This window comes from Paenibacillus borealis, from assembly GCF_000758665.1.
GTDB classification, from domain to species: domain Bacteria; phylum Bacillota; class Bacilli; order Paenibacillales; family Paenibacillaceae; genus Paenibacillus_AQ; species Paenibacillus_AQ borealis.
In genome coordinates this window covers 5,561,532-5,584,445 of the sequence record NZ_CP009285.1, presented here as the reverse complement: position 1 = coordinate 5,584,445, position 22,914 = coordinate 5,561,532, and the positions used below count along the sequence as shown (strand labels likewise).

General features: G+C 51.6%; 23 protein-coding genes. 16 read left to right on the top strand and 7 right to left on the bottom strand.

All coding sequences use genetic code 11. The features are described 5' to 3' along the window. Positions 1–8: 8 nt before the first annotated feature. The 3 genes from PBOR_RS23970 to PBOR_RS23960 form a co-directional block, all read right to left on the bottom strand. Positions 9–284 carry a PQ-loop domain-containing transporter gene (locus PBOR_RS23970; protein ID WP_042216054.1) on the bottom strand — a complete coding sequence of 92 codons (276 nt, stop codon included), beginning with the start codon at positions 282–284 and terminating at the stop codon, positions 9–11. Positions 285–419: 135 nt separating this feature from the next. Then, the gene (locus tag PBOR_RS23965; protein WP_042216053.1) at positions 420–854 is read right to left on the bottom strand and encodes a MarR family winged helix-turn-helix transcriptional regulator; all 435 of its coding nucleotides are present in this window, start codon (positions 852–854) and stop codon (positions 420–422) included. Between the two features lie 95 nt (positions 855–949). After that, positions 950–1,987: an NADH:flavin oxidoreductase/NADH oxidase gene (locus PBOR_RS23960; protein ID WP_042216051.1), complete on the bottom strand. Its 1,038-nt coding sequence runs from the start codon at positions 1,985–1,987 to the stop codon at positions 950–952. 249 nt (positions 1,988–2,236) lie between these two features. Here PBOR_RS23960 and PBOR_RS23955 point away from each other — a divergent pair, with 249 nt between their 5' ends. The 5 genes from PBOR_RS23955 to metE all read left to right on the top strand — a co-directional run bounded on the left by PBOR_RS23955 (position 2,237) and on the right by metE (position 8,962). Next, positions 2,237–3,007 carry an ABC transporter ATP-binding protein gene (locus PBOR_RS23955; protein ID WP_042216049.1) on the top strand — a complete coding sequence of 257 codons (771 nt, stop codon included), beginning with the start codon at positions 2,237–2,239 and terminating at the stop codon, positions 3,005–3,007. Beyond that, positions 2,982–4,931, top strand: coding sequence for an FtsX-like permease family protein (locus tag PBOR_RS23950; protein ID WP_042216047.1), 1,950 nt, complete (start codon positions 2,982–2,984; stop codon positions 4,929–4,931). Before PBOR_RS23955 ends, PBOR_RS23950 begins: the two co-directional genes overlap by 26 nt. Positions 4,932–4,946: 15 nt before the next feature. Beyond that, entirely contained in the window at positions 4,947–5,570 is a 624-nt protein-coding gene (locus PBOR_RS23945) for a DedA family protein (protein ID WP_042216045.1), read from the top strand. Positions 5,571–5,596: 26 nt separating this feature from the next. Next, the gene (locus tag PBOR_RS23940; RefSeq protein ID WP_042216043.1) at positions 5,597–6,457 is read left to right on the top strand and encodes an undecaprenyl-diphosphate phosphatase; all 861 of its coding nucleotides are present in this window, start codon (positions 5,597–5,599) and stop codon (positions 6,455–6,457) included. A 204-nt stretch (positions 6,458–6,661) separates the two neighbouring features. Next, a complete protein-coding gene (gene metE, locus PBOR_RS23935; RefSeq protein WP_042216041.1) occupies positions 6,662–8,962 on the top strand; it encodes a 5-methyltetrahydropteroyltriglutamate--homocysteine S-methyltransferase in 2,301 nt (766 codons plus the stop codon). Between the two features lie 187 nt (positions 8,963–9,149). Here the strand turns inward: metE and PBOR_RS36395 are convergent, their stop codons facing one another. Then, positions 9,150–9,302 carry a DUF1540 domain-containing protein gene (locus tag PBOR_RS36395; RefSeq protein WP_081972158.1) on the bottom strand — a complete coding sequence of 51 codons (153 nt, stop codon included), beginning with the start codon at positions 9,300–9,302 and terminating at the stop codon, positions 9,150–9,152. A gap of 373 nt (positions 9,303–9,675) precedes the next feature. Between PBOR_RS36395 and PBOR_RS35100 the strand changes: the two genes are divergently transcribed. Further along, entirely contained in the window at positions 9,676–10,827 is a 1,152-nt protein-coding gene (locus PBOR_RS35100) for a DUF4349 domain-containing protein (RefSeq protein WP_047171603.1), read from the top strand. A 232-nt stretch (positions 10,828–11,059) separates the two neighbouring features. On the opposite strand, the gene msrA is transcribed toward PBOR_RS35100, so the two are convergent. Both msrA and PBOR_RS23920 read right to left on the bottom strand, forming a co-directional pair. After that, positions 11,060–12,046 carry a peptide-methionine (S)-S-oxide reductase MsrA gene (gene msrA, locus PBOR_RS23925; RefSeq protein WP_042216039.1) on the bottom strand — a complete coding sequence of 329 codons (987 nt, stop codon included), beginning with the start codon at positions 12,044–12,046 and terminating at the stop codon, positions 11,060–11,062. 90 nt (positions 12,047–12,136) lie between these two features. After that, a complete protein-coding gene (locus PBOR_RS23920; RefSeq protein ID WP_042216037.1) occupies positions 12,137–12,745 on the bottom strand; it encodes a TVP38/TMEM64 family protein in 609 nt (202 codons plus the stop codon). Positions 12,746–12,893: 148 nt separating this feature from the next. Here PBOR_RS23920 and PBOR_RS23915 point away from each other — a divergent pair, with 148 nt between their 5' ends. From PBOR_RS23915 to PBOR_RS23870, 10 genes are all read left to right on the top strand, one after another. Continuing rightward, a complete protein-coding gene (locus PBOR_RS23915; RefSeq protein ID WP_042216035.1) occupies positions 12,894–13,829 on the top strand; it encodes a Gfo/Idh/MocA family protein in 936 nt (311 codons plus the stop codon). Between the two features lie 32 nt (positions 13,830–13,861). Further along, positions 13,862–14,191, top strand: coding sequence for a protein YxiS (locus PBOR_RS23910; RefSeq protein ID WP_042216033.1), 330 nt, complete (start codon positions 13,862–13,864; stop codon positions 14,189–14,191). Between the two features lie 126 nt (positions 14,192–14,317). After that, positions 14,318–14,635, top strand: a complete 318-nt coding sequence (locus PBOR_RS23905; protein ID WP_042216031.1) for a winged helix-turn-helix transcriptional regulator — start codon at positions 14,318–14,320, stop codon at positions 14,633–14,635. Between the two features lie 270 nt (positions 14,636–14,905). Beyond that, positions 14,906–15,628, top strand: coding sequence for a hypothetical protein (locus PBOR_RS35675; protein WP_052429618.1), 723 nt, complete (start codon positions 14,906–14,908; stop codon positions 15,626–15,628). 347 nt (positions 15,629–15,975) lie between these two features. After that, the gene (gene ric, locus PBOR_RS23895; protein WP_099052489.1) at positions 15,976–16,701 is read left to right on the top strand and encodes an iron-sulfur cluster repair di-iron protein; all 726 of its coding nucleotides are present in this window, start codon (positions 15,976–15,978) and stop codon (positions 16,699–16,701) included. A 128-nt stretch (positions 16,702–16,829) separates the two neighbouring features. Beyond that, positions 16,830–17,525, top strand: coding sequence for a hypothetical protein (locus PBOR_RS23890; protein ID WP_042216029.1), 696 nt, complete (start codon positions 16,830–16,832; stop codon positions 17,523–17,525). A 204-nt stretch (positions 17,526–17,729) separates the two neighbouring features. Continuing rightward, positions 17,730–20,156: a nitrite reductase large subunit NirB gene (nirB, locus tag PBOR_RS23885; RefSeq protein WP_081972156.1), complete on the top strand. Its 2,427-nt coding sequence runs from the start codon at positions 17,730–17,732 to the stop codon at positions 20,154–20,156. Between the two features lie 25 nt (positions 20,157–20,181). Continuing rightward, a complete protein-coding gene (gene nirD / locus PBOR_RS23880) occupies positions 20,182–20,523 on the top strand; it encodes a nitrite reductase small subunit NirD (protein WP_042216027.1) in 342 nt (113 codons plus the stop codon). Between the two features lie 24 nt (positions 20,524–20,547). Then, positions 20,548–21,366, top strand: coding sequence for a formate/nitrite transporter family protein (locus tag PBOR_RS23875; protein ID WP_042216024.1), 819 nt, complete (start codon positions 20,548–20,550; stop codon positions 21,364–21,366). Between the two features lie 105 nt (positions 21,367–21,471). Next, positions 21,472–21,954, top strand: coding sequence for an NUDIX hydrolase (locus PBOR_RS23870; protein ID WP_042216022.1), 483 nt, complete (start codon positions 21,472–21,474; stop codon positions 21,952–21,954). 132 nt (positions 21,955–22,086) lie between these two features. Here the strand turns inward: PBOR_RS23870 and PBOR_RS23865 are convergent, their stop codons facing one another. After that, positions 22,087–22,806 (bottom strand): Crp/Fnr family transcriptional regulator, encoded by a 720-nt coding sequence (locus PBOR_RS23865; protein WP_216626496.1) that lies wholly within the window; start codon positions 22,804–22,806, stop codon positions 22,087–22,089. Between the last annotated feature and the right edge of the window lie 108 nt (positions 22,807–22,914).

Sequence of the window (22,914 nt, the reverse complement as noted above, 5' to 3'; positions counted from 1 at the left end):
GGTGCTGCCTATTTACTGCTTGCCCGGTAGCGGATAATCAGGAGGACGACCGTGGTCACAACCGCCATCGACAGGGAATTGGTGATCAGAAAAGCAAGCCCAACCCCGTGGGCGGCCAGATTAACCGCATAGGCCTCCATCAAGGCAATGCCCAGAAGCATCAGCAGGTAGGATTTCAAGCTAAGGTCTGTGACAGACCGGGTCTTGATAATTTGCAGAATTTGTGGAATCCAGCCTACAGAGAGAATGATACCGCCAATCAGCTGCATTACCGTGAATAACATGCGTGCACCCTCTATTCTTCGTTTAGTACGTTGTATGCACAGGGGGCGGGTGAGGTTCGGTTCATATCAAAAAACCCGGGCGCCCTTATAAGGGACGCCCGGGTTCACTTCACCCGGCAGGCTCTCTGCCCGGGTCTATTGCTGCTTCAGCTGTACAAGCTGTTCCAGCAACTGCTGCGTATCGGCTATAGGAAAGGCCTCCTGTAGCACTTCTTTTACGGTCACCTGTGCACGGTCCACCTTATTCTGACCGATGTCAGTCAAAGAGGTATAGATGCTTCTGCGGTCATCGTCACAGACCTTGCGCTCCAGCGCGCCGCACCCTTTGGCTTCGAACCGGCTGACCAGCCGGGATACAGCGCTCTGGCTCAGCCCGACCATGGACTCAAGCTGCTGCAGCTTCAGCTTCTTCTCAGGTGCCTCGGACAGAAACAGCAGGACGTAGAACTCCTTGAGCGATAACTGATAGTTCTCTGTCAGCTTCGCTTCAAGTGCAGCGGCAACATTCATTTGTATATGAGAGAGTGACAACCAGCTGGTTATCAGGTCATTTGCAGGGGTGTTCTTCATGTCTTCAATCCTCCCGGTGCATGCCATTCATGAATATATATTTCACTTTAGTATATCATCTGGAAGAAGAGAAGGACATCTCAGAGAATGCTGAATTATTTGGCGGCCCGGGGAAAACCGAACTCATACTGCTTGGGAACGCCCGCGTCTTTGCCGAGCACTACACCCGCTTCCAGCGTCCAGTAAGGGTTTCTCAGCATGCCCCGTCCAACCGCTACGAGATCAGCCTCTTCATTGCCGATGACCGCATTGGCGAGTACCGCTTCATCCAGCCGGCCGACGGCAATTACCGGTACATTCAGCTCCTGCTTGATAGCTCTGGCCAGCGGTACCTGATAGGCTGCATGTGTGCCCGGTCTGCCGGCGGCAGCAATCGGACCTTCACCGCCTGCGCTAATGTGGAAGATATCAGCTCCGGCTTCCTTATAAGCTCTGCTGATTTCCAGGCTCTCGGTGATGCCATAGCCGCCTTCAACATATTCCTGCGCGGAAATGCGCATGATCAGCGGCATATCCTCAGGCATTACACTCTTCGCGGCAGCAATCACTTCCCGGCCGAACAGCGTCCGGTCCTGTCCGTACTCATCCGTTCTCTGGTTGGTCAGCGGCGAGTGGAACTGGTGAATCAGATAGCCGTGGGCACCATGCAGCTCAATGACATCGAAGCCGGCCTGGACAGCCCGCTGCACTCCAAGCTTGAATTTGCCCACCATAGCTTTCACTTCTTCCGTAGTCAAGGCATGCGGAGTAGTGGACTTGTCGTCAAAAGGAATAGCGGAAGAGGAGACAGGAAGCACAGCATCCTCGGCCTTGCGTCCGGCATGGGCGACCTGAATCCCCACTTTGGCACCGTAGGCGTGGCTGGCCTCTACGATACGAGCCAGAGCAGGAATCTGTTCATCAGACCAGAGTCCAAGATCATAGTCGGTGATACGGCCATCCGGGTCAACATCAGCCATCTCTATAATAATCAGTCCGGCACCGCCGACTGCACGGCTCACATAATGGTTATAATGCCAGTCTGTAGCGATTCCATCTTTATTGGTGACCGAATACTGGCACATGGGCGGCATAACTACCCGGTTCTTCAGCTTCAGGCTCTTAAGCTCATAGGGGGTAAACAGATCCTTCATTATTCGTCGCGCTCCTTCGTTCAATCTGGAATTGGCATGCGGCAGAAGATGATCAGGTTACAAAATCAGCTCCCGATAATTTAAATGCATGCTCATGCATCTAAATATAAGCTTTTACTTCTGCACTGTCAACTGTCAACTATAACTGTGCTTACAATACTGTAAGGAAGCTGTAAGTTTCAGAAATAGCAGCACGAGTTTACAGTTTGTATAATGTAAGCAATCCAGGTGAAAGAGGAGCGGTAGCCCTTGCCACTATTAGACGTACACAATTTATCCAAAATATATGAAGGCAAGGTATCGATTCACGCGCTGAACCATATCCGGTTCGCTGTGGAGAAGGGGGAATTCGTCGGAATTATGGGCCCGTCCGGCAGCGGCAAAACCACGCTGCTGAATGTCATCGCCACGATTGATGAACCCACCTCGGGCCAGGTGATGATCAGCGGCAGGGATCCGAATCTGCTGGCGCGCAAAGAGAAGGCGCTGTTCCGCCGCAAGGAGCTGGGATTTGTGTTCCAGCATTTCAATCTCCTCGACACACTTACGGTGGAAGAGAATGTAGTACTGCCGCTGACGTTAAGCGGGAGTTCCGTTGCGGAAATGGAGAAGCGGCTGGCTGAAGTAGCCTCCAGGCTGGATATTGCTGAGCTGCTGCACAAACGCACCTATGAAATCTCCGGCGGCCAGATGCAGCGGGTAGCGATTGCCCGGGCGATGATCCACCGCCCTTCACTGATTCTGGCGGATGAACCTACCGGCAGCCTGGATTCCAAGGCATCGGAAGAGGTGATGGGGCTGCTGGCTGAAGTGAATGAAGCCGAAGGAGCGACAGTGCTGATGGTTACGCATGACGCGGTGGCGGCCAGCTTTTGCCACCGGGTGATTTTTATCAAAGACGGACGTTTCTACAGTGAGATGTACCGGGGCAGCAGCAGAGCCGCATTCTTCCAGAATATTATCGACATGCTGTCACTGCTGGGGGGAGCGGGCCATGACCTTTCGGCAATTCGCCTATAGGAATGTAACCCGGAGCAAGCGCAAGTATGCCGCCTACTTCGTCAGCAGTGCTTTTTCGGTGATGATTTTCTTCCTGTGCGCGTTGTTTATCTTTCATCCGGTTATTTCAGGAGATCTGATTCTGGATACCGCAGCCAAGACAATGATGATGGCGGAAGGAATCATCTATGTATTCTGCTCTCTGTTCGTCCTGGTATCAGTGGGCTCCTTCCTGCAGTCCCGCAAGCTGGAGTTCGGGATCCTGCTGATGCATGGCATGACCAAGCAGCAGCTCAACAAGATGGTTTTCCTGGAAAATATGCTGATTGGCGGCTCGGCCATCTTCACCGGCACACTGCTCGGGATGCTGCTCGGCAAGCTGTTCCTGATGATCGGCTCCGCCTTTCTCGGCATCCCTCCGCTGGAGTTTTATTTCAGCTGGCAGGCACCTGTGCTGACCATTATCAGCTTTGCACTGCTGTTCGTGCTGATCTCGCTGTGTACCTTCGTCTTTATCGGCAATGAGTCGCCGCGGGGAATGTTCCAAGGGGGACGTAGAGGAGATGCAGAGCGGCGCGTTCACCGCTGGCAGGCGCTGCTCTCCGCCTTGCTGCTGCTTGGCGGTTATGTGCTGGCAGTGCTGACTACAGCCACCTCGGTTGAGGTGATGATGTTCCCGGTAGTGGCTATCACGGTTGTCGGCACTTACCTGTTCTATACACAGCTAAGCCTATACGTGGTGGAACAGCTGAGAAGATTCCGGCGCTTCTATTGGCAGCGGATGCGGATTATTACCTTCTCGGGCTTATCCTACCGCTGGAAGGATAACGGGCGGATGTTCTTCATGGTGACGATCGTCTCGGCGGTATCCTTCACTTCGGTGGGCGTTTTCGCTTCGATTCATACCCTGTCCCGTGAGCTGAAGCTGGATTATCCCGCAGCCGTAGGCTACGTCGCCAAAGGCGGAGCGGGCAGCTCCACGGCAAGGCAGGATTTGGACGGCATCGAGTCAGAGCTGAAGCAGTTGGGACTAGCGTATGATACCTTGTCGATCCCAGTGAAATATGCCGATGTGGCCTCACAGAGCGGACCGGACCATACCGAACGGCTGCCGCTCATGGCGTATAGTGACTACAGGCTGGCTCTGCAATATGCCGGATTCGATTCCTCTGAACCTCCGCTTGAGGGAAACGACGGTCTGGTGATGATCGGTTCCCAGCGGGACCGCAGCCTGATCAGTGAGCGTGTCAGAGCCACGTATACGCTGGAGCAGGGAACAGATATCCGGGAAATTGGCTACACACAGCATGTGCCCGTTGCCGAATATCTGTTGCCGGAGCTGGACGGGCGGGGCGGAGGGGATTTCAGCGGCCTGGTGGTCAGCGACAGTCTCTATAACTCCATAGTTCCGGTCCAGCAGGACATGTACTATGGCTTTTACATGGAGGATTTCCCCCAGACGTTAGGCATTGCTTCAAGTCTTGCGGACGGCGGCAAGGTCGCCTATGAGCATAAGGCAAATTATGCTGTAGTGGTCAGCGGAACACTGTTTGAGATTCAGCGGACGCTGTACAGTACGATGCTGTTTGCTTCCCTCCTGGTGGGGACCGTCTTCTTCATCGCGGCAGGAAGCTTTCTGTATTTCCGGCTGTACATGGATCTGGAGCATGACCGCTTCCAGTATTCTGCGTTGTCCAAAATGGGCTTCACCGATCAGGAGCAAGACCGCAGCGTCACCCAGCAGCTGGCCCTGATGTTCTTCGTTCCGGTGCTGCTGGCCATTCTGCACAGTGTCTTTGCTTTCATAGCCCTGCAGCGCCTGTTCTATCTGTCGATTGCAGCCGAGACAGGGGCGGTGCTGGCCGGTTATCTGGCAGCCCAGGGAATCTATTTCTTCTTCATCCGCAGCCGTTATTTACGCAATCTCAAGAAAAATCTGCTCTAAACAGGAGGCCCGCATATGCAAACATGGATTACGGAGTTTATGGAGCAGTTCGGATACTTTGGCATCTTTCTGATGCTGGCGCTGGAGAATGTTTTTCCGCCCATTCCCTCAGAGGTCATTCTCCCCTTCGGCGGATTCATGACCACTACGACTGACATGACGATTCCCGGTGTGCTGGTCGCATCGACCGCCGGCTCGCTGCTGGGTGCAGTGATCCTGTACTGGATCGGACGGATGCTGGATGTGGAGAGACTGGAGCGGATCGTAGACCGCTGGGGCGGCCTGCTGCGGATCAGCGGGAAGGATATCCGCAAGGCGGACGCCTGGTTTGACAAATACGGCTACTGGACCGTGCTCTTCTGCCGGATGATTCCGCTGGTACGCAGTCTGATCTCCATCCCCGCAGGGATGTCCGGTATGAAATTCGGCGTATTCATGCTGTTTACAACGATCGGAACGCTGGGCTGGAATGTGCTGCTGGTTCTGCTGGGGGCCGCACTGGGGGAATCCTGGGAAGATATTGCTGGTATTATCGGCACTTATTCCAGTGTCGTATACGCGATTATTGCCGCAGGACTATTGTTGCTCGGATTTCTGTACTACCGTAAAAGACTGAACACCGGCAAGGCACGGGGATAATTTTCATCAACTAAAGGAGGATAACCATGGAGCTTCTGACTATTATCAAAGCAGTAATACTGGGAATTGTAGAAGGACTGACTGAATTTGCTCCGGTATCCTCAACAGGCCATATGATCATCGTGGATGATATGTGGCTTAAATCGCAGGAATTTCTGGGAAAATATACGGCGAACACGTTCAAGGTAGTTATCCAGCTCGGCTCCATCCTTGCTGTAGTGATCATTTTCCGTAACCGGTTCATCGATCTGCTCGGGCTGAAGAAATTCAGCCGCAAGGAACTGACGGTGGTGCCTGAGGGGCAGCCGCAGGCACCTGCCGAAGGCCGTCTGAAGTTAGCCCAGGTGATCGTAGGCCTGATTCCGGCCGGGATATTCGGTTTTCTGTTCGAGGATTACATTGATGAGCATCTGTTTTCCACTTCTACAGTGCTGATCGGACTGGTTGTTGGTGCTGTATTTATGATCTGTGCCGACCGGTTTGCACCCAAAACCATCAAAACAGAGAGTGTTGACCAGATTACATATAGGCAGGCGCTATCGGTCGGATTGATCCAGTGTGTCTCCCTCTGGCCGGGGTTCTCACGGTCCGGCTCGACGATTTCCGGCGGCGTGCTGCTGGGAATGAGCCACCGCGCGGCTGCCGATTTCACCTTCATCATGGCTGTGCCGATTATGGCCGGAGCGAGCCTGATTTCACTGCTGAAGAATTGGCAGTACTTCACGCTGGATGCCCTGCCGTTCTTCATCGCCGGCTTTATTAGCGCCTTCCTCTTCGCGCTTCTGTCCATGCGCTTCTTCCTGAAGCTGATTAACAGAATCAAGCTGCTGCCCTTCGCCATCTACCGGATTATTCTCGCCGGTGTGGTCTATCTGGTCTGGTTCTGAGTCCGTCAGCACGGTTGCCACAGCCGCACCTCCTTCAATGGAGAGTGCGGCTTTAATTATGTTTGTGGGGGAATTTAATTTTGTTATAAGGAATCTGTATAGCCAAACTCCCCGGAATCTGTTGCGGACCGCGGAAAATGTGAAGTAAGATGGCAGCAGATTAAGGACGCAGCACCTAACTTAACCCAAGAGGAGCGGACATAAATGAGCAAAGGGATAAAGACAAGCAGCCTCGGCTATCCGAGAATCGGCAAGAACCGCGAATGGAAAAAGACATTGGAAGCTTACTGGGCCGGGAAAATAGATGAGCAGACTTTCCGCTCGCAGATGGAAGAAATTCAGCTTCAGCATTTGCAGACCCAGCAGCAGGCCGGCATAGAGCTGATTCCGGTGGGCGACTTCACCTTCTATGATCATGTGCTGGATACAGCAGCGATGTTCGGAATTGTACCGGCGCGCTATGGTTATCAGGGCGGAGATATTCCGCTCGACCTGTATTTTTCCATGGCCCGCGGCAATGCGGGAGCTACGGCCTGCGAGATGACCAAATGGTTCAATACGAACTACCATTACATCGTTCCTGAGATTGGCAGCCTGACACCTGTCCTGACAGAGAATAAGCCGCTGGCTGCCTACCGCTTCGCCAAAGAACGGGCAGGCATAGAAGGCAAGCCTGTTATAGTAGGACTCTATACCTTCCTCAAGCTGTCCAAGGGATTCCCGGCTGCCCAAATATCCGCTGTCGCTGCCCGCTTCCTGCCGGTATACGTGCAGCTGCTGCAGGAGCTGCAGCAGGAAGGAGTGGCCTGGGTACAGATCGATGAGCCGGCAATTGTAACGGGCTTAACGGCAGAGGAGATCGCATTGCTTAAGACCATCTATGGAGAGATCGCCGCTTCAGTACCGGGACTTTATGTCATTCTGCAGACGTATTTCGAAGCAGCTGAGCCGCTGGAGGCATTGCTGGAATTGCCGGTGCAAGGCCTTGGACTGGATTTCATCCATGATGGGGGCAAGAACCTGGAGTCCATTGCCCGTCTGGGCTGGCCGAAGGATAAGATCTTGGGTGCCGGAATTATCGACGGACGCAATATCTGGCGTTCGGATATAGATGCCAAGCTGGAGCTGGTTGCCGGGCTGCAGAAATATGTGCCTCAAGAGCAGCTGATCCTCCAGCCCGCCTCGAGCCTGCTGCATGTGCCGGTTACAGTGGAAGGGGAAGACAAGCTGAAACCGGCGGTCAAGAACGCATTAGCCTTCGCCAATGAAAAGCTTGCGGAGCTGGTTCTTATTGCTGCAGCAGCAGACGGGGGGACTGAACGTTATGCAGCGGAGCTGGCCGCGAACCGTGAGGTGCTGGCTGTATTCCGTGCCCTTCCGGAACGCGGGCGTGAGGATGTAGCCGAGCAGGTACGCTCGTTGGAGAAGCTGCCGGACAACCGCAGTCTTCCTTTTGCAGAGCGGGTGAAGGTTCAGCAGGAGAAGTGGCGTCTGCCGCTGCTGCCGACAACCACCATCGGAAGCTTCCCGCAGACGGCTGAGGTCCGCCAGGCCCGGCTGAAGTGGCGCAAGGGGGTATGGACCCAGGAGCGTTATGACGGGTTCATCAAGCGTCAAATCGCTGAGGCCATCACCCTTCAGGAGGAGCTAGGGCTGGATGTGCTGGTACATGGTGAGTTCGAGCGGACGGATATGGTCGAATTCTTCGGAGAGAAGCTGGCCGGTTATCTCTTCACCGGGGGCGGCTGGGTTCAATCGTATGGCTCACGCTGCGTGAAGCCGCCCGTTATCTATGCCGATGTTGCTTTTATCCAGCCAATGACGGTCAAAGAAAGCTTGTATGCCCAGTCGCTGACGAAGCTCCCGGTCAAGGGGATGCTGACGGGGCCGGTCACGATCCTGAACTGGTCCTTTGTCCGCGATGATCTCAGCCGTGAAGCCGTCGCAGGGCAAATCGCACTTGCGCTGCGCCATGAGGTGACAGCCCTGGAAGAGGCGGGCATTGAGATGATCCAGGTCGATGAACCGGCCATCCGCGAAGGCTTGCCGCTGAAGGCGGGAGATCATGAGCATTACCTGAACTGGGCCGTGAAATCGTTCCGGATCGCGACGAACCATGTCAAGGATACGACCCAGGTGCATACGCATATGTGCTATAGCGAATTCAACGACATGATCGGTTCGATCTCGGCGATGGATGCCGATGTCATCTCGATTGAGACCTCCCGCAGCCACGGGGAGCTGATCGTCAGCTTCGAGGAGCAGGAATATGACAAGGGCATCGGACTCGGAGTGTATGATATCCACAGTCCGCGGGTTCCGGTTGTTGAGGAGATGACTTCAGCTATCGAGCGGGCGCTGCGCGCTCTGGATGTGCAGCAGTTCTGGATTAATCCGGACTGCGGATTGAAGACTCGCGGATGGGAAGAGACCACAGCCGCACTGCGTAATATGGTGAAGGCGGCGGTCCTTGTACGGGAGAAGAGCGGGGCAGTCAGCCGGTAAACGTTTTAGCTAATCTGTGGTAGCTGCCTGACATAAATAAATCACTATATCCAGGGTAATCCACTCTGGTTATAGTGATTTATTTTCATTTTTTCGCAAGAAACACTTGATAATAATTATCATTCTTGATAAAATGAGAGAAAGAAAAGAAGGAACCGTGGAGGGTCCCTTCAATATTCTTCAGACATTATTTGCTTTCGAAGGTTTTGCAATCTGTTTCTTCAGACTGAGTAGGTTCTTTCGAGCTGTGGTAAGCAACGAAGATGGACTCAGCTTTGCATTTGTTTTCTTCAGCCCAGTAAGTACAGGAGTTAACTGCACACAATACGTCTTTTGCCATGAGGGTTCACCTCCTCTAATAGTAAGTTGGCATCATAAATCAGTTAGCAATTGAATAGATCTGTCCGGCAAGGTGGAGCTTGTCCGAACAGTACCGTACCCTAATTCCTAGTGAATTGAGGGTATTTGGTGTTTTTTGTCTAATTCAGACACTACAATTGTAACAAATAAAGAGCTATTACGCAAACGGGATCATTCAACTGCTGAGTGGTCCTGTTTGGCATTTTTACCGATATGGGAAAAAACACAAAAAAAGGTTGTCATCCTCCTAATTGTCTGCAACCTTCCAGCTTTTGGAACGTCAAAGGGTATAAGCGCGGAAGAGTTCTATAAATATAACAGCCTTTCGCAATCATACTTTTGGAGGAATGAACATGCGAAAATGGGGTCTGCATTACTTTTTGTGTTTTATTGTTTTGGCAGTGGTTCTGGCGGGCTGCGGTGCGGGGAATAACAATTCCAATTCGGCGGCGGATACAGCAAACAGTGCGATGAATGCTGAATCAGCGGCGGCAGTGGAAGACGGCTCAGCTGCGAGTGTACCGGCGGCGAAGGAAATGACCGAGCAAAGCTTCAACTCCACCACCACGGTGGCTGTGAATGATCAGAATGCGGTGCAACAAGGTGGCGCTGCGAATCCTGCAGTCCCTAATCCGGGAGCAGAGCAGGCGGCAGACGCTACAGCCGGATTCACGGGAACCGATGTGGTGGCAGGGCTGAACAAAAAGCTGATCTATAAGGCTAACCTCAACATGGAGGTAGCCGATTACGGGGCGGCACAGACCGAAGTACGGAATATGATTACACTGGCAGGCGGATATATCATTGAATTCTCAGAGAATATGTCTGAATACGAACAGGGCGGAACCTTCATCCTCAAGGTGCCGGCATCGGGCTTTTCTTCTTTTCTGAACAATCTGGAGAAGGTCAAGCATGAGAAGCTGCAGAGAAGTATTCAGGGGCAGGATGTCTCGGAAGAATACGTGGATCTGGAGTCACGCCTCAAGGCTAAGCAGATGATGGAAACGCAATATATCGATTTTATGAAAAAAGCGACCAAACCGGCAGATCTTGTGCAATTTGCCAACCAGCTTGGTGCAATACAAGAACAAATCGAACAGATCAAAGGCAGAATGCGTTATATCGACCAGAACGTCTCCTTCTCGACTGTGGAGCTTCGCCTCTATCAGACAGAGGAGAGCAATGCCGTCGCGCAGGTGAAGACACAGGGGCCGCTGGGTGAACGGGCTTCGGAGGCGCTGCAGGGCAGCATGAAGGCATTATCTGTGATGTTCCAGTGGCTTGTAGTAGTGCTGGCGGCTGCGCTTCCGGTGCTGATTGTGGCTGCAGTGGTTGTGGCCATCGTGATCTGGGCCCGCAGAATCTATATGCGGCGGGAGCGGGAGCACCTTAATCGGGTACGTCAGGGCAACCGTGAGCAGAACCGTGAGCTGCTGAACCGTGACGTTGAGGCGCCTGTCGCACCAGCTGAAATAGAGAGTGATACTGAGAAAGACAATAAATAAGCAGCTGAATGGTCAGGTTCAGAGTTTGAAGTGATTAAGGGGAAATCGGGCTTTTACAGTCAGTTTGGATTCCGGGAACGGCCTGCCGGGGCACCCGGAATGAGTTTGTTTTTATAAGCGCAATAACAACAAGCATGTAAAAAGCCTCCAAACCCGTTTTTACCGGGCTGGAGGCTTTGTGCTGTAGCGATGACTGACTATGGGTTGATGAGGCGGCCGTTAATCCCCTGCATCAAGCATGCTGAAAAAGAACGCGGTACTCGCCGTAGCCTTCCTTCTCCAAATCTTCTTTGGGGACAAAGCGCAAGGCCGCCGAATTGATGCAGTAGCGCAGTCCGTTTGCACCGGGACCGTCATTAAAGACATGGCCGAGATGGGAATCGGCTGTTTTGCTGCGCACTTCGGTGCGGATCATGAGATGGCTGAGGTCAGTTTTCTCCTTAACCGCATAATCGCGGATCGGACGCATGAAGCTCGGCCAGCCGCAGTCGGAATCGAATTTATCCTGTGAGCTGAACAGGGGTTCGCCGGAAACAATATCCACATATATGCCATCCCCGTGATGATCCCAGAATTCGTTGCGGAAAGGGGACTCGGTAGCGCTGTTCTGCGTAACTTCATACTGCAGCGGAGTCAGGCGCTCCTTCAGGCTTTTTTTGTCTTCCTTGTGGGTCCAGTGGGTCTCGATAAAAGCTTCCCGCCCGGAGCCCTTGCGGTAACGCTTGTAATGGCCGGGATTCTTGTGGTGATAGCCCTGGTGGTATTCTTCGGCAGGATAGAAAGGCTTAGCCGGCAAAATAGGGGTCACAATAGGAGCTGAGAAACGTCCGCTGGCCTGCAGTTCTGCCTTGGATGCTTCAGCCTGCTGCCGCTGCTCTTCGGAGTGAGTAAAGATCGCCGTTCCGTAGGAGGTACCGCGGTCATGGAATTGTCCTCCGGCATCGGTAGGATCTATCTGCTGCCAGAACAGCTCAAGCAGCTTGGTATATGGAAAAATATCCGGATTAAACGTAATCTGCACAGCCTCGACATGTCCGGTCGTTTCCGAGCAGACTTCCTCGTAAGTCGGATTAACGGTATGACCGCCTGTATAGCCGGAGATTACCTCGACAATACCGGGAAGTTCTTCAAACGGGGATACCATACACCAGAAGCACCCTCCGGCGAACGTTGCTTTTTCCGTCTTGACGTTTATAGAATCAGATTGAAATTCACTCATTAATATCCCTCCATCTATAGAATGCAATTAAATAGATCACAATTTATTATAAATCAAATAGCTGCGCTCTGCCAGCTTGATGGGTCCCCCTCAGATTTTAGCGGACCGTGGACACAAGGTGAATCCGGCTGCTGCAAGCACTGCGACATAGAGAATTACAGCAATGGCTGCGCTGCGAGGATGCTGGAACATCTGGCCGCCAAGGAAGGCGTACAGGGTAATTCCAGGGATTTTACCAATACCGGTTGCGGCAAGATAACTCCAGAAAGGCAGTCCGGCAGCGCCTGCGTAGATATTCACGGCCATTTGCGGAATTACAGGTGCCAGCCGGGCGAGAACTACAGAGGCAAACGGACGCCGCTGCACAGCACCGGTGAATTTATCCAGCGCTGAAATTGACTTCAGATAAGTCATGGATTTGCTCTGGAACATATATTTAACCAGACCATACACGATTGCTGCAGCCAATGTGGTTGCGGTCCAGCATATTACAGCGCCTGCCAGACTTCCATACGCATAACCGAACAGGCCGATGATCAGCTTGTAGGGAAGTACCGGAAACAAGGCCAGTACAGTGGCTGCAAGCATGGACAGAAACAGGTTATGGTCCTCTTTGAGCCAGGCCAGAATATCATACCTGTAGATAAACGCGAGGATTATGCACGAAACATATAGAATTACTGTCAGCCATTTTCTCATTTTACTATGCCCTTTCTTCACTCCATACATTTCATCATACTGAAAAAAAAGTGATTATTGAAGCAAAGATCATTGTCCCCGCCGCTTGTCACGGTATAATACACCTATAAGGGATAGAAATCCCCCAATATTTAAGGGAGATACCTCAATGAATATACCTGTACGCAAAAGAGTGGCATTAATTGGCATCGGTGATATTGCCCGTAAAGTCTATCTGCCGCTGCTCTCCCGTCATGATCAGGCGGAAATTGTAGGGGTACTCAGCCATTCATCTGCGACGGTACAGCGGGCCGTTCAGACTTATCGTCTTCAGAAAGGGACAACAGACCTGAATGAGCTGTTATCCTGGGATCTTGATGCTGTATTCGTGCATAGTCCAACACCTACACATTATGAACTTGTTACCCGTTGCCTGGAGCATGGGGTGTCCGTATATGTGGACAAGCCGCTGTCTTATGATCTGGAAGAATCCCGGCGGATGGCTGAGCTCGCAGAGATCAAGGGACTGCTGCTGGGGGTTGGCTTCAACCGCCGCTATGCTCCGATGTATATGGCGGCCAAGTCCTGGCTGCTGAAAGCCGGAGGCATTAGCCAATGCAGCGCAATCAAGCACCGGACGAAGCTGCAGCAGGGTACAAGCCATGAAACCATTCATGATGATCTGATCCATATGCTGGATCTGCTGCTATGGCTGTGCGGCGGCGATTATGAATTGCTTCACAGCAGCCTGAAGACAGATACAGAAGACAGATTGCTGCAGTCAATGGGGCAGCTGGACTGGAAGAGCGGAGCAACCGGAATATACAGTATGGTGCGCGATGCCGGTGCTGATCTGGAGAAGCTGGAGCTGCACGGAAGCGGCAGATCGGTCGAAGTGACAGATATGGAACGGGCGACATTATATGAGCAGGGTTCCCTGCCGCGCACGCAGAATTTCGGCAGCTGGGACACTATACTGGAGCGCAGAGGTTTCAGCGGAGCCGTCAGCCATTACCTGAGTAATATTGCGACCCCGGAGCAATGCGGGATTTCCGCTTCAGCCGTACTGCCAAGCCATGAGCTGGCAGCGAAGCTCGGCCGTTGACAGAACAGATTAGCAGCAGAGAGGAGAACAACATGGAGGATCAGGATTACGGCAAGTCAATGGAAGAGAGAATCATCGAGAGCTACAAACGGGATGAGGAAATGATGATTCTGGTGTTTGCCCAGTGGTGTGTGAATAACAGGCTGGACCCGCATGCCCTTTATTTGCAGGCTTATCCGCAGCAGGAGGGTAATCAGGCGCTCAGCAGAGCGCTGGCACTGACTGTATCTGAGGAAGAAGCCGGATTTATCTCCGATGATACCGTACTCGGTGTGCTGTCACTGTATAGTAATGACGACCTCGCCTACGTAGTAACCGAAGCGATTCATCAGCGGGAGCAGAAAGCAGACACAAGCGATTGACAACGGAGATATAATAGTTATGGTTAATGAACTTTTTTTTGGTAAACGATGTTCATTACAGAATAAATGTGGTAAAATTATATATACTAACTAATAGTAAGCTTCACAAGTGAGAGGTGAAAAACAATGGAAGAACATCAACTGACGATGTGCCCGAGATTTGAGACGGCCTTTTCGTTTTTAGGCAAACGTTGGAATGGACTTATTATTCAGACATTGATGAGCGGCCCCAAGCGGTTCAAGGATATTTCCGGACTGATTCCGACAATGAGCGATAAGATGCTGTCCGAGCGTATGAAGGATCTGGAATGTGAAGGCATTCTGGTACGTCATGTATACCCGGAAACACCGGTGCGCATTGAGTATGAATTAACGGTCAAAGGCCGGGCGCTTGAGCCGGTCATGCAGCAAATTCAATCCTGGGCCGAGAGCTGGGTTGAGTAGTTTACGATTCTTTATCCTAATGACAGCCCCTTGCCGGATTCCGGTTTAAGGGGCTTTTGCTTCGGTTCTGCTAAATAAAGCTTGCACTGTGTCCAAACCTGTGTAATATAATAGAACAAACTAAACTTACGGATGCGTGGAAGCGTTAACAAAACTAGGAAAAGCCCAAGAGCCTGTGAATAAGGCTGCTGCCGTATGCTTTCGAAGCAAGTTTTGCCGTAGTGGACTCTTATGAAGTAACGCTCACAAAACTTTTAGGAGGCGAGGATCATGACCATCACCTTGTTTTCCCGGGAAATAGCCTATGGAAAAAAGGATGTCGCTGAACTGGAGGCCGCTTCAATTAGAGTGCAGCTGATTTATGACAAGGTGTTGTTCATGCTTCATGGCCATCTGCCCGCCTCGTTATGGGATGCTTGGATTGGTGTGCCCTATGAGATCATATCTTCTCTATATAAAGGAGACAATGATAGCGGCAGCGTGTTTCAGAAATGGATTCAAAGTCCGTCCGGCTGGAAATGCATCGGCTGTGAACGGCATTGTCTGGAGCCTGTTGCGGCTGCGGATAGCGATACCACAGGCCCTCAGCGCCGCTTCACCTTTCATAACGGTATTAGTCAGAGCATGATGCTGCAGGCGGTGATCTGGTCGATGTATGAAAATACTCTGCTGCTTCAGCCATACCTGGGAGAAGAGGCTTTTCTGAATGAAGATGATCTGGAGCTTATTTCTGTATATTTCGTGCCCACCTATCTGACGCAGACCCCGTTGATTGAAATGAACAAACAAGCCAAAGAATATAAAGACAAGAATATCAGAGTCTATCAGGAATGGATCGCTGCTCCGGATCTGGTGCTGCAGTGGAATGGCGGACTGACGGAAGGCAGATGGATGACCGGGGTGTATGTGGACCATTCGCGGTTCGCCGGGCTTGGCCCCTATCTGAAAGATGCGCAAGGCAAGCGGACCTATATGCAGGCGACTGTTCAATGAAATCATATCGTTACTACTTTGGGAAACACCTCTTTTGGGGTGTTTTTTGATGTGAGGGGGTGCTGCTATTATAATGCTGAAACCCTGGATGCGGCAGCACTTTGGGAATGATTAAGATTCCTTAGGAATCCGTTATGAGTGCTTACACCTCATCCCGGTTGTTCCTTCTTCTAATATTTAACATTATGTCCACTATACTTTACACTGCGTTTGATTTCTAATCTTCTCGTTCATTAAAATTTGTTATATTCAGTGCGTACAATCACTAGTCTGGCCTTCTGCCGGTGTTAAGGTGTAAAGGTGATCAGCAACAGTAACCTAAACCCATAACATGAGGAGGGGCCACTATGGCGTCCAATCAATTAAAAGATATAAACATTCAACCAGGTTTCACTTCTGAGGAAATGGTCAGAGACATTGTCCTGCAGTTTCCCAAGGCTGCGGATTATTTCAAGTCTAAGCGGATTGATTTCTGCTGTGGAGGTGCGAAGCCGCTGGCTGAAGCTGCTGCCGAGAAGGGGCTTGATCCGGAAGCAATGGTTCAGGAGCTGAATAAGCTGCAGGAGGAGCATCCGGTGCTGGAAGAGGATACAGCCTGGAACGAGGCTTCTTCCGAAGAGCTGGTGAATTATATTGTGAACAAGCATCACCGCTACCTGCGTGAAGAGCTTCCGTTAATCAGCCAGAATGTAACCAAAGTCTTCCGCGTTCACGGCGAGGATTCTCCGCATCTGGGCGAGATGCACCGTCTGTTCAACCTGCTGCGTGAAGAGCTGCTTCAGCATACCGCGAAGGAAGAAGAGTCAGAATTCCCTAAAATGCTGGCGTACACACAGAATCCGAGTGAAGAAGGCCTGTCTGAGCTGCGCGGACTGCTGACTAATCTGGAAGCCGAGCATGATGGTGCGGGTGAAATTCTGCGCGAACTCCGCAGAGTTACCAATGACTATACACCACCAGCACATGCCTGCACGACTTACCGATTAACTTATGCCCGTCTTGAAGAGCTGGAAGGCATGACCTTCGAGCATGTGCATCTGGAGAACAACATCCTGTTCCTGCGTTATCAATAAGATGCGCGGCTTTCTGAAAAGTCCTTCCGGGGACTTTTTTGCGTATAACAGAAATAATTTGAGAACAAGTCCTCTATGCGTTATCCTTAAAGAGTCAGGGATAATACATAAGAAGGCGGTGCCTTGGAATGTCCGCGAAATGGATGTGGCGCTTGCTGCTGAGCTTTGTTGTTATAATCTCAGCCAGCGGCTGCAGCTCGGTTCTGGGGCCGGGAGACAACGGCGGCAGTGCCGGAAGCACAGGATTATCATTGTCAATCCTCGTGGGTGAACGTGAAATGGCCGGAACCTCCGGCAGACTGCTTAGTGAAGCCTATACTGAAGGTAATTCCATCATAGAGCTGCTGAGAAAGAGCGGCATCGTTACTTTTGCAGCAGACGGCTATAGTATTCTTGAGGTTAATAAGGTTGCGCTTAGTCAGGATATGGTGTGGGAAGTACAGGTGAACGGCAAGAAGCTTACAGACTGGAACAGTAAAATTGAGACCGGGGCGGCTATCATCTTTGCGGCAAAGCCGGCCGCAGCCGGGGCTGTATTTCAGCCGGTGCTCCTCACGGTGAACGGCGGAAGCGAGCAGCCTGAGCTGACACATTCGCATGTGCTGTCTTATACGGAAGATATGTCAGTAAGGGGGCTTATGAAGAACAGCGGGATGATTAAGCTTGCTGAAGATAACAAAACAGTTCTTGCCGTAATGGATTATACACCGCTCAGCAGTGAAGAATGGAAGCTGAAGGTTAACGACAAGGGTCTGCTGGGCAATGGAGTGGATATGAAGCTCAGACCGCAGGACAAGCTGGAAATATCATTGGTTCTGAAGTAACTATGAATACCCTAACCCGGTTAGCCGGATTCAAGGATTTCTGTGCCGTGAGCATGGAGGTCCTTTTTTGCGTCTGCTACTTTATGTGAAACCTTTCACATTTAGTGTGACTGGAATCACCATTGGCGGGGAATTTCGGACAGTATAATTTCTCTATCAAGCAAGTTTGTGAAGATAACAGACTTATGAAGGAGGGTCCCACCAGTGACAGCGGAAAGAGAAAAGTTAGTGCTGATTGGCAATGGCATGGCGGGTGTAGGCACGATTGAGCAGATTCTAAAACTGGGCGGCGCTTATGATATTACAGTCTTCGGCAGTGAGCCGCATCCCAACTACAACCGGATTATGCTGTCCTATGTCCTCGAAGGCAGCAAAACCATTGAAGATATTATTCTGAATGACCATCAGTGGTATGAAGATAACCATATTACACTGCATACAGGCACAACTGTCATCCGGATCGATGAGAATAACAGACAGGTGGTTACGGATACCGGGCTGTCGGTTCACTATGATAAAGCTATTATTGCTACAGGCTCAAACTCCTTCATATTACCTGTACCGGGCAGTACGAAGGAAGGGGTTGTCGGCTTCCGTGATATCGCGGATTGCGATGCCATGCTGGCAGCGGCGAAGCAGTACCGCACGGCAGCTGTGATCGGCGGAGGCCTGCTTGGTCTCGAAGCGGCTAAGGGCCTCGTGAATCTGGGGATGGACGTCACCGTTGTTCATCTGCTGGAGGATCTGATGGAGCGGCAGCTGGACCGTACGGCATCTTCTATGCTGCAGGCGGAGCTTGCGCGTCAAGGTGTGAAGTTCGCCATGGGCAAACAGACGGCCGAATTGACTGGAGAAGAGCGGGTTACCGGTCTGCGCTTCAGTGACGGAAGTGAACTGCCGGCAGAATTTGTAGTGATGGCGGTCGGCATTAAGCCCAATGTTCAGCTTGCCAAGGATAGCGGCATTACCGTTAACCGCGGGATAGTAGTCAATGACTATCTGCAAACCTCCATGGCTGACGTATATTCCGTTGGTGAATGTACGGAGCACCGGGGGACCTGCTATGGTCTGGTAGCGCCGCTCTTCGAGCAGGGGATGGTGCTGGCCAAACATTTGTCGGGGGTGCCGACTCCGGGCTATGAAGGTTCGGTTGTTGCGACGAAGCTTAAGATTTCCGGTGTAGATGTATTCTCGGCCGGAGAATTCACCGAAACAGCGGAGCATACTGTCATTTCAGCTAAGGATGAATGGAAGAGAACCTATAAGAAAATTCTGCTCAAAAATAACATTATTGTCGGTGCAGTTCTGTTCGGTGATGTAACAGAATCGGCGAGCCTGCAGAAGCTGGTGAAGCAGGCGACGGAAATGACCGATGAGATTTATGGTGAGGTTATGGGCACAGGCTGCTGCGGCGGAGGCGGGGCCAAGAAGGGACTGTCTGTCGAAGCAATGGCCGATGAAGAAATCGTCTGCGGCTGCAACGGGGTTACCAAAAAGGCGATTGTCGATGCCGTTACAGAGAATGGCTTCACTACAGTGGATGAGATCAAGGCCTGCACCGGAGCGACCCGTTCCTGCGGCGGCTGTAAGCCTGTCGTCGAGCAGATTCTGCAGTTCGTTCTAGGGGACAGCTTCCAGCAAAGTGCCAAACAAGGGATCTGCAGCTGCACCCCGCTCAGCCGGGACGAGATTGTAGCCGAAATTACGGCGAAGGGCCTCAGAACGACCAAAGAAGTGATGCATGTGCTGGACTGGAAGCAGCCGGAAGGCTGTTCCAAATGCCGTCCTGCAGTGAACTATTATCTGGGCATAATTTACCCTGAGACCCATGAGGATGAGAAGGAATCACGGTTTGTCAATGAACGGATGAGCGCCAATATCCAGAAGGACGGGACATATACGGTTGTTCCCCGCATGTATGGCGGAGTTACCACTCCTGAAGATTTGAAGCGTATCGCCGACGTTTCCCTGAAGTATGATGTGAAGGTCGTGAAAGTGACCGGAGGACAACGTCTGGACCTGATCGGTGTCAAAAAAGAAGATGTGCCGAAGGTGTGGGAGGAGCTGGATATGCCTTCCGGCTATGCGTATGCGAAATCCCTGCGTACCGTCAAGACCTGTGTCGGTTCACAGTTCTGCCGTTTCGGTACACAGGATTCCATGGAGATGGGCGCTCAGCTTGAACGCAAATACGAGCGGCTGGATATGCCGGCCAAATTCAAAATGGCGGTCAACGGCTGTCCGCGCAACTGCGCAGAATCCTGCACGAAGGATATCGGTATTGTCGGCAATGACGGCGGCTGGGAAGTATTCATCGGCGGTAACGGCGGAATCAAGCCGCGGATTGCGGATGCCTTCTGTAAGGTAAGGACCGATGAAGAGCTCGTTGAGGTCTGTTCTGCCGTGATGCAATATTACCGGGAAACCGGCAATTACCTGGAAAGAACTTCAGAATGGGTAGAGCGGATGGGCCTTGAGCATATCCAGAGTGTGATTCTGGGCAGCGATGACAACCGGAAGGAACTCGCCGCACGGATTGATTTCGCCCTGGCACAGGTCAGCGATCCATGGAAAAAGATGCTGGATGACAACAGCACCCGCACAGCACTGTTCGAACAGACACGGGTCTAGCCTGAAGGGAAGGGGAGAGAAAATTATGGAACTCAGTAGTCGAGAGTATGCAGTAGGAGCCGCAGATGATTTCATGCTGCAGATTGGCCGGGTAGTAAACGCAGGAGAGGTGGAGTTAGCCATATTCCGCACATCGGACGGCGCTTTCTATGCTGTGGAGAACCACAGTCCACACCCGAAGGGCGGTCCGCTCGCTGAGGGGATTGTCTCCGGCTATTATCTGTATGACCCGCTGCATGACTGGAAAATCGATCTGCGGACCGGAGAGGTTCAGGCTCCGGACCGCGGTCAGGCTACAGTCCATCCGGTTACAGTGGATGGCGGAGTGGTCAAGGTCAGTCTGCCTGAGGCAGTTGCAAGGCTATAAATTAAAGGAAGAGCAGGTGTAGATATGTTTACGCAGAGCGTAGAGAATATCGTTGAGACAGCCGCTGGCAAACGTGACAAGATGAATGAGAGTTTGCCCAAATATTTCTTGGCGGCACTGCTTGCCGGAGCATATGTAGGGATCGGCATTATTCTGATCTTCTCGCTCGGTGCACCGCTGACTGCGATTAAGTCCCCGTTTCAGCCGCTGATTATGGGAGCCTCCTTCGGCATTGCCCTGACCCTGGTGGTGTTCGCGGGCTCGGAGCTGTTTACAGGGAACAATATGTTCTTCACGGTAAGCACGCTTGCCGGCAGAACGACAATCTGGGATACCGTGAAGAACTGGGTGCTCGTATTCTTCGGCAATGTAGCCGGGGCAGTGGTTCTGGCTCTACTGATCCAGGGTACGGGACTCTTCAAGGCAGCTCCTGTGGATCATCTGATCTTCACTGCAGCTGCCAAGAAGATGAGCCTGCCGTTCTCGGAGCTGTTCTTCCGCGGCATCCTGTGTAACTGGCTAGTCTGTCTGGCATTGTGGATGTCCTCCCGTGCCAAGAGTGAAGCTGCCAAGCTGGTGCTGATCTGGTGGTGCCTGTTCGCCTTTATTGCAAGCGGCTATGAGCACAGTGTGGCGAACATGACCTTACTCAGCGTAGCGGTGCTGCTGCCGAACCATCCGGAAACTGTGAGCATCGCCGGCTGGCTGCATAATATGATTCCGGTTACGCTCGGCAATATGATCGGCGGCGGTGTATTCGTCGGGATGGCGTACTGGCTGATCTCACCTGTGCGTACTCCGCGGAGAGAACCTGCTCCCCAGAAGACAAAGAAAATAAGTTAATCCAGAAGGCTCCGCAGATTAAATTGCTGCGGGGCTTTTTTGTCACTGAAAGGAGCAGCCATTCTGTGTTAAGCTGTTCTGGACTCGAACCAAGGAGTGGCTGTAATGGAGAGCTTTAACCATTTTGGCGTATATGGAATCTGTCAGCGGGACGGCAAGCTGCTGGTGATTCATAAAGGAAGAGGCCCGTATACCGGCAGATACGATCTGCCTGGCGGGAGACTTGAAGCAAACGAATCACTGCTTGACGGTCTGGTCAGAGAATTTATGGAAGAGACCGGATTTGCAGTTAAGGTAGAACGGAATCTGGGCATATTCGATTTCTTTGTCCGTTATCAGGAGGATAACTTTACGCATATGCATCATCTGGCAGCCCTGTACCAGGTTGAATTGGCCGGGGAGCAGGCGCCTGCAGGTATTGCAGATTTTGAAGAACAGGATTCGAGCGGGATGGAATGGGTGGAACTGGCAGGGATCACGCTGGATTCGGCTTCGCCGGCAGCAGTACTGGCAGCGAAGTGGCTCAGTGGTGTGGGGCTGACTTTTACGCCGGAATATTATGATGAATGGGAATTGAAGACATTATAGAACAGCTGGCAGCGCGGATATTCGCCCAAAGACATGAAAAAAAGACGCCGGACAAGGCGCCTCGACCACTCTATTAAATTCTTGGGTCATATATGTTTCATTGAGGTGAATAGAGGGTATTATTATTAGGAATTAAATCCGGCAAATTTCATTAGGGCATAATTCGCAGTGGCAGATGTCCTGGAGCATGGACAGATCCTTGATGACAATCATGCCATTCTCATACTCTACAGCGTCTTTTTTACGCAGATCGCTCAGCATGCGGTTAACACTCTCACGGGTAGCGCCAATCATGTTGGACAGATCTGTATGCGTAATTTTTTTATTGATCAGAATGCTGTCGCCGGTCTTCTCGCCATAGGTGTTGCCCAGACGGATCAGCGTAGAGCAGAGTGCACCCGGTTTGCCGTACATCATAAGGTCGCGGAATTTCGTCTGCGTGAGACGGTGATGAATCCCCATCCATTTCATAAAGTCAATCGCGAAATCGCAGTGCTGGCAGATCAGAATCTCCAGATCCTTCTGCTCGATAACGCCGACTTCACTTTCTTCAATCACTTCGGCAGTGAAGCTATGCTTCGTGCTGAAGAACGGGTCTGCCTGACCAACCATGTCACCGGCCTGATACATATACAGGATTAGTTCCTTGCCTTCATCAGTAGATTTGGTTAGTTTCACACGTCCACGTTTGATATAAAACAATTTATCCGAATAGTCGCCTTCCCAGAAGAGGTGAGAGCCTTCAGGTACCATGCGCTCCTTCATGGTGACCAATAGCCGGTTAAAGTTCTGTTCGGAGAAACAGTTTGTATTGCCGCGGGCTTCGATAACATTATAATGTTCCTTTATCATAATCGACATCCCCTTTATTCCCTCAGTTTTTCAGTAAATTTTAAATTAATTATACATGGAAATTCCTCTTTATGGGTAAATATTTTCGCGAAAAAGTGTCGAATTTTT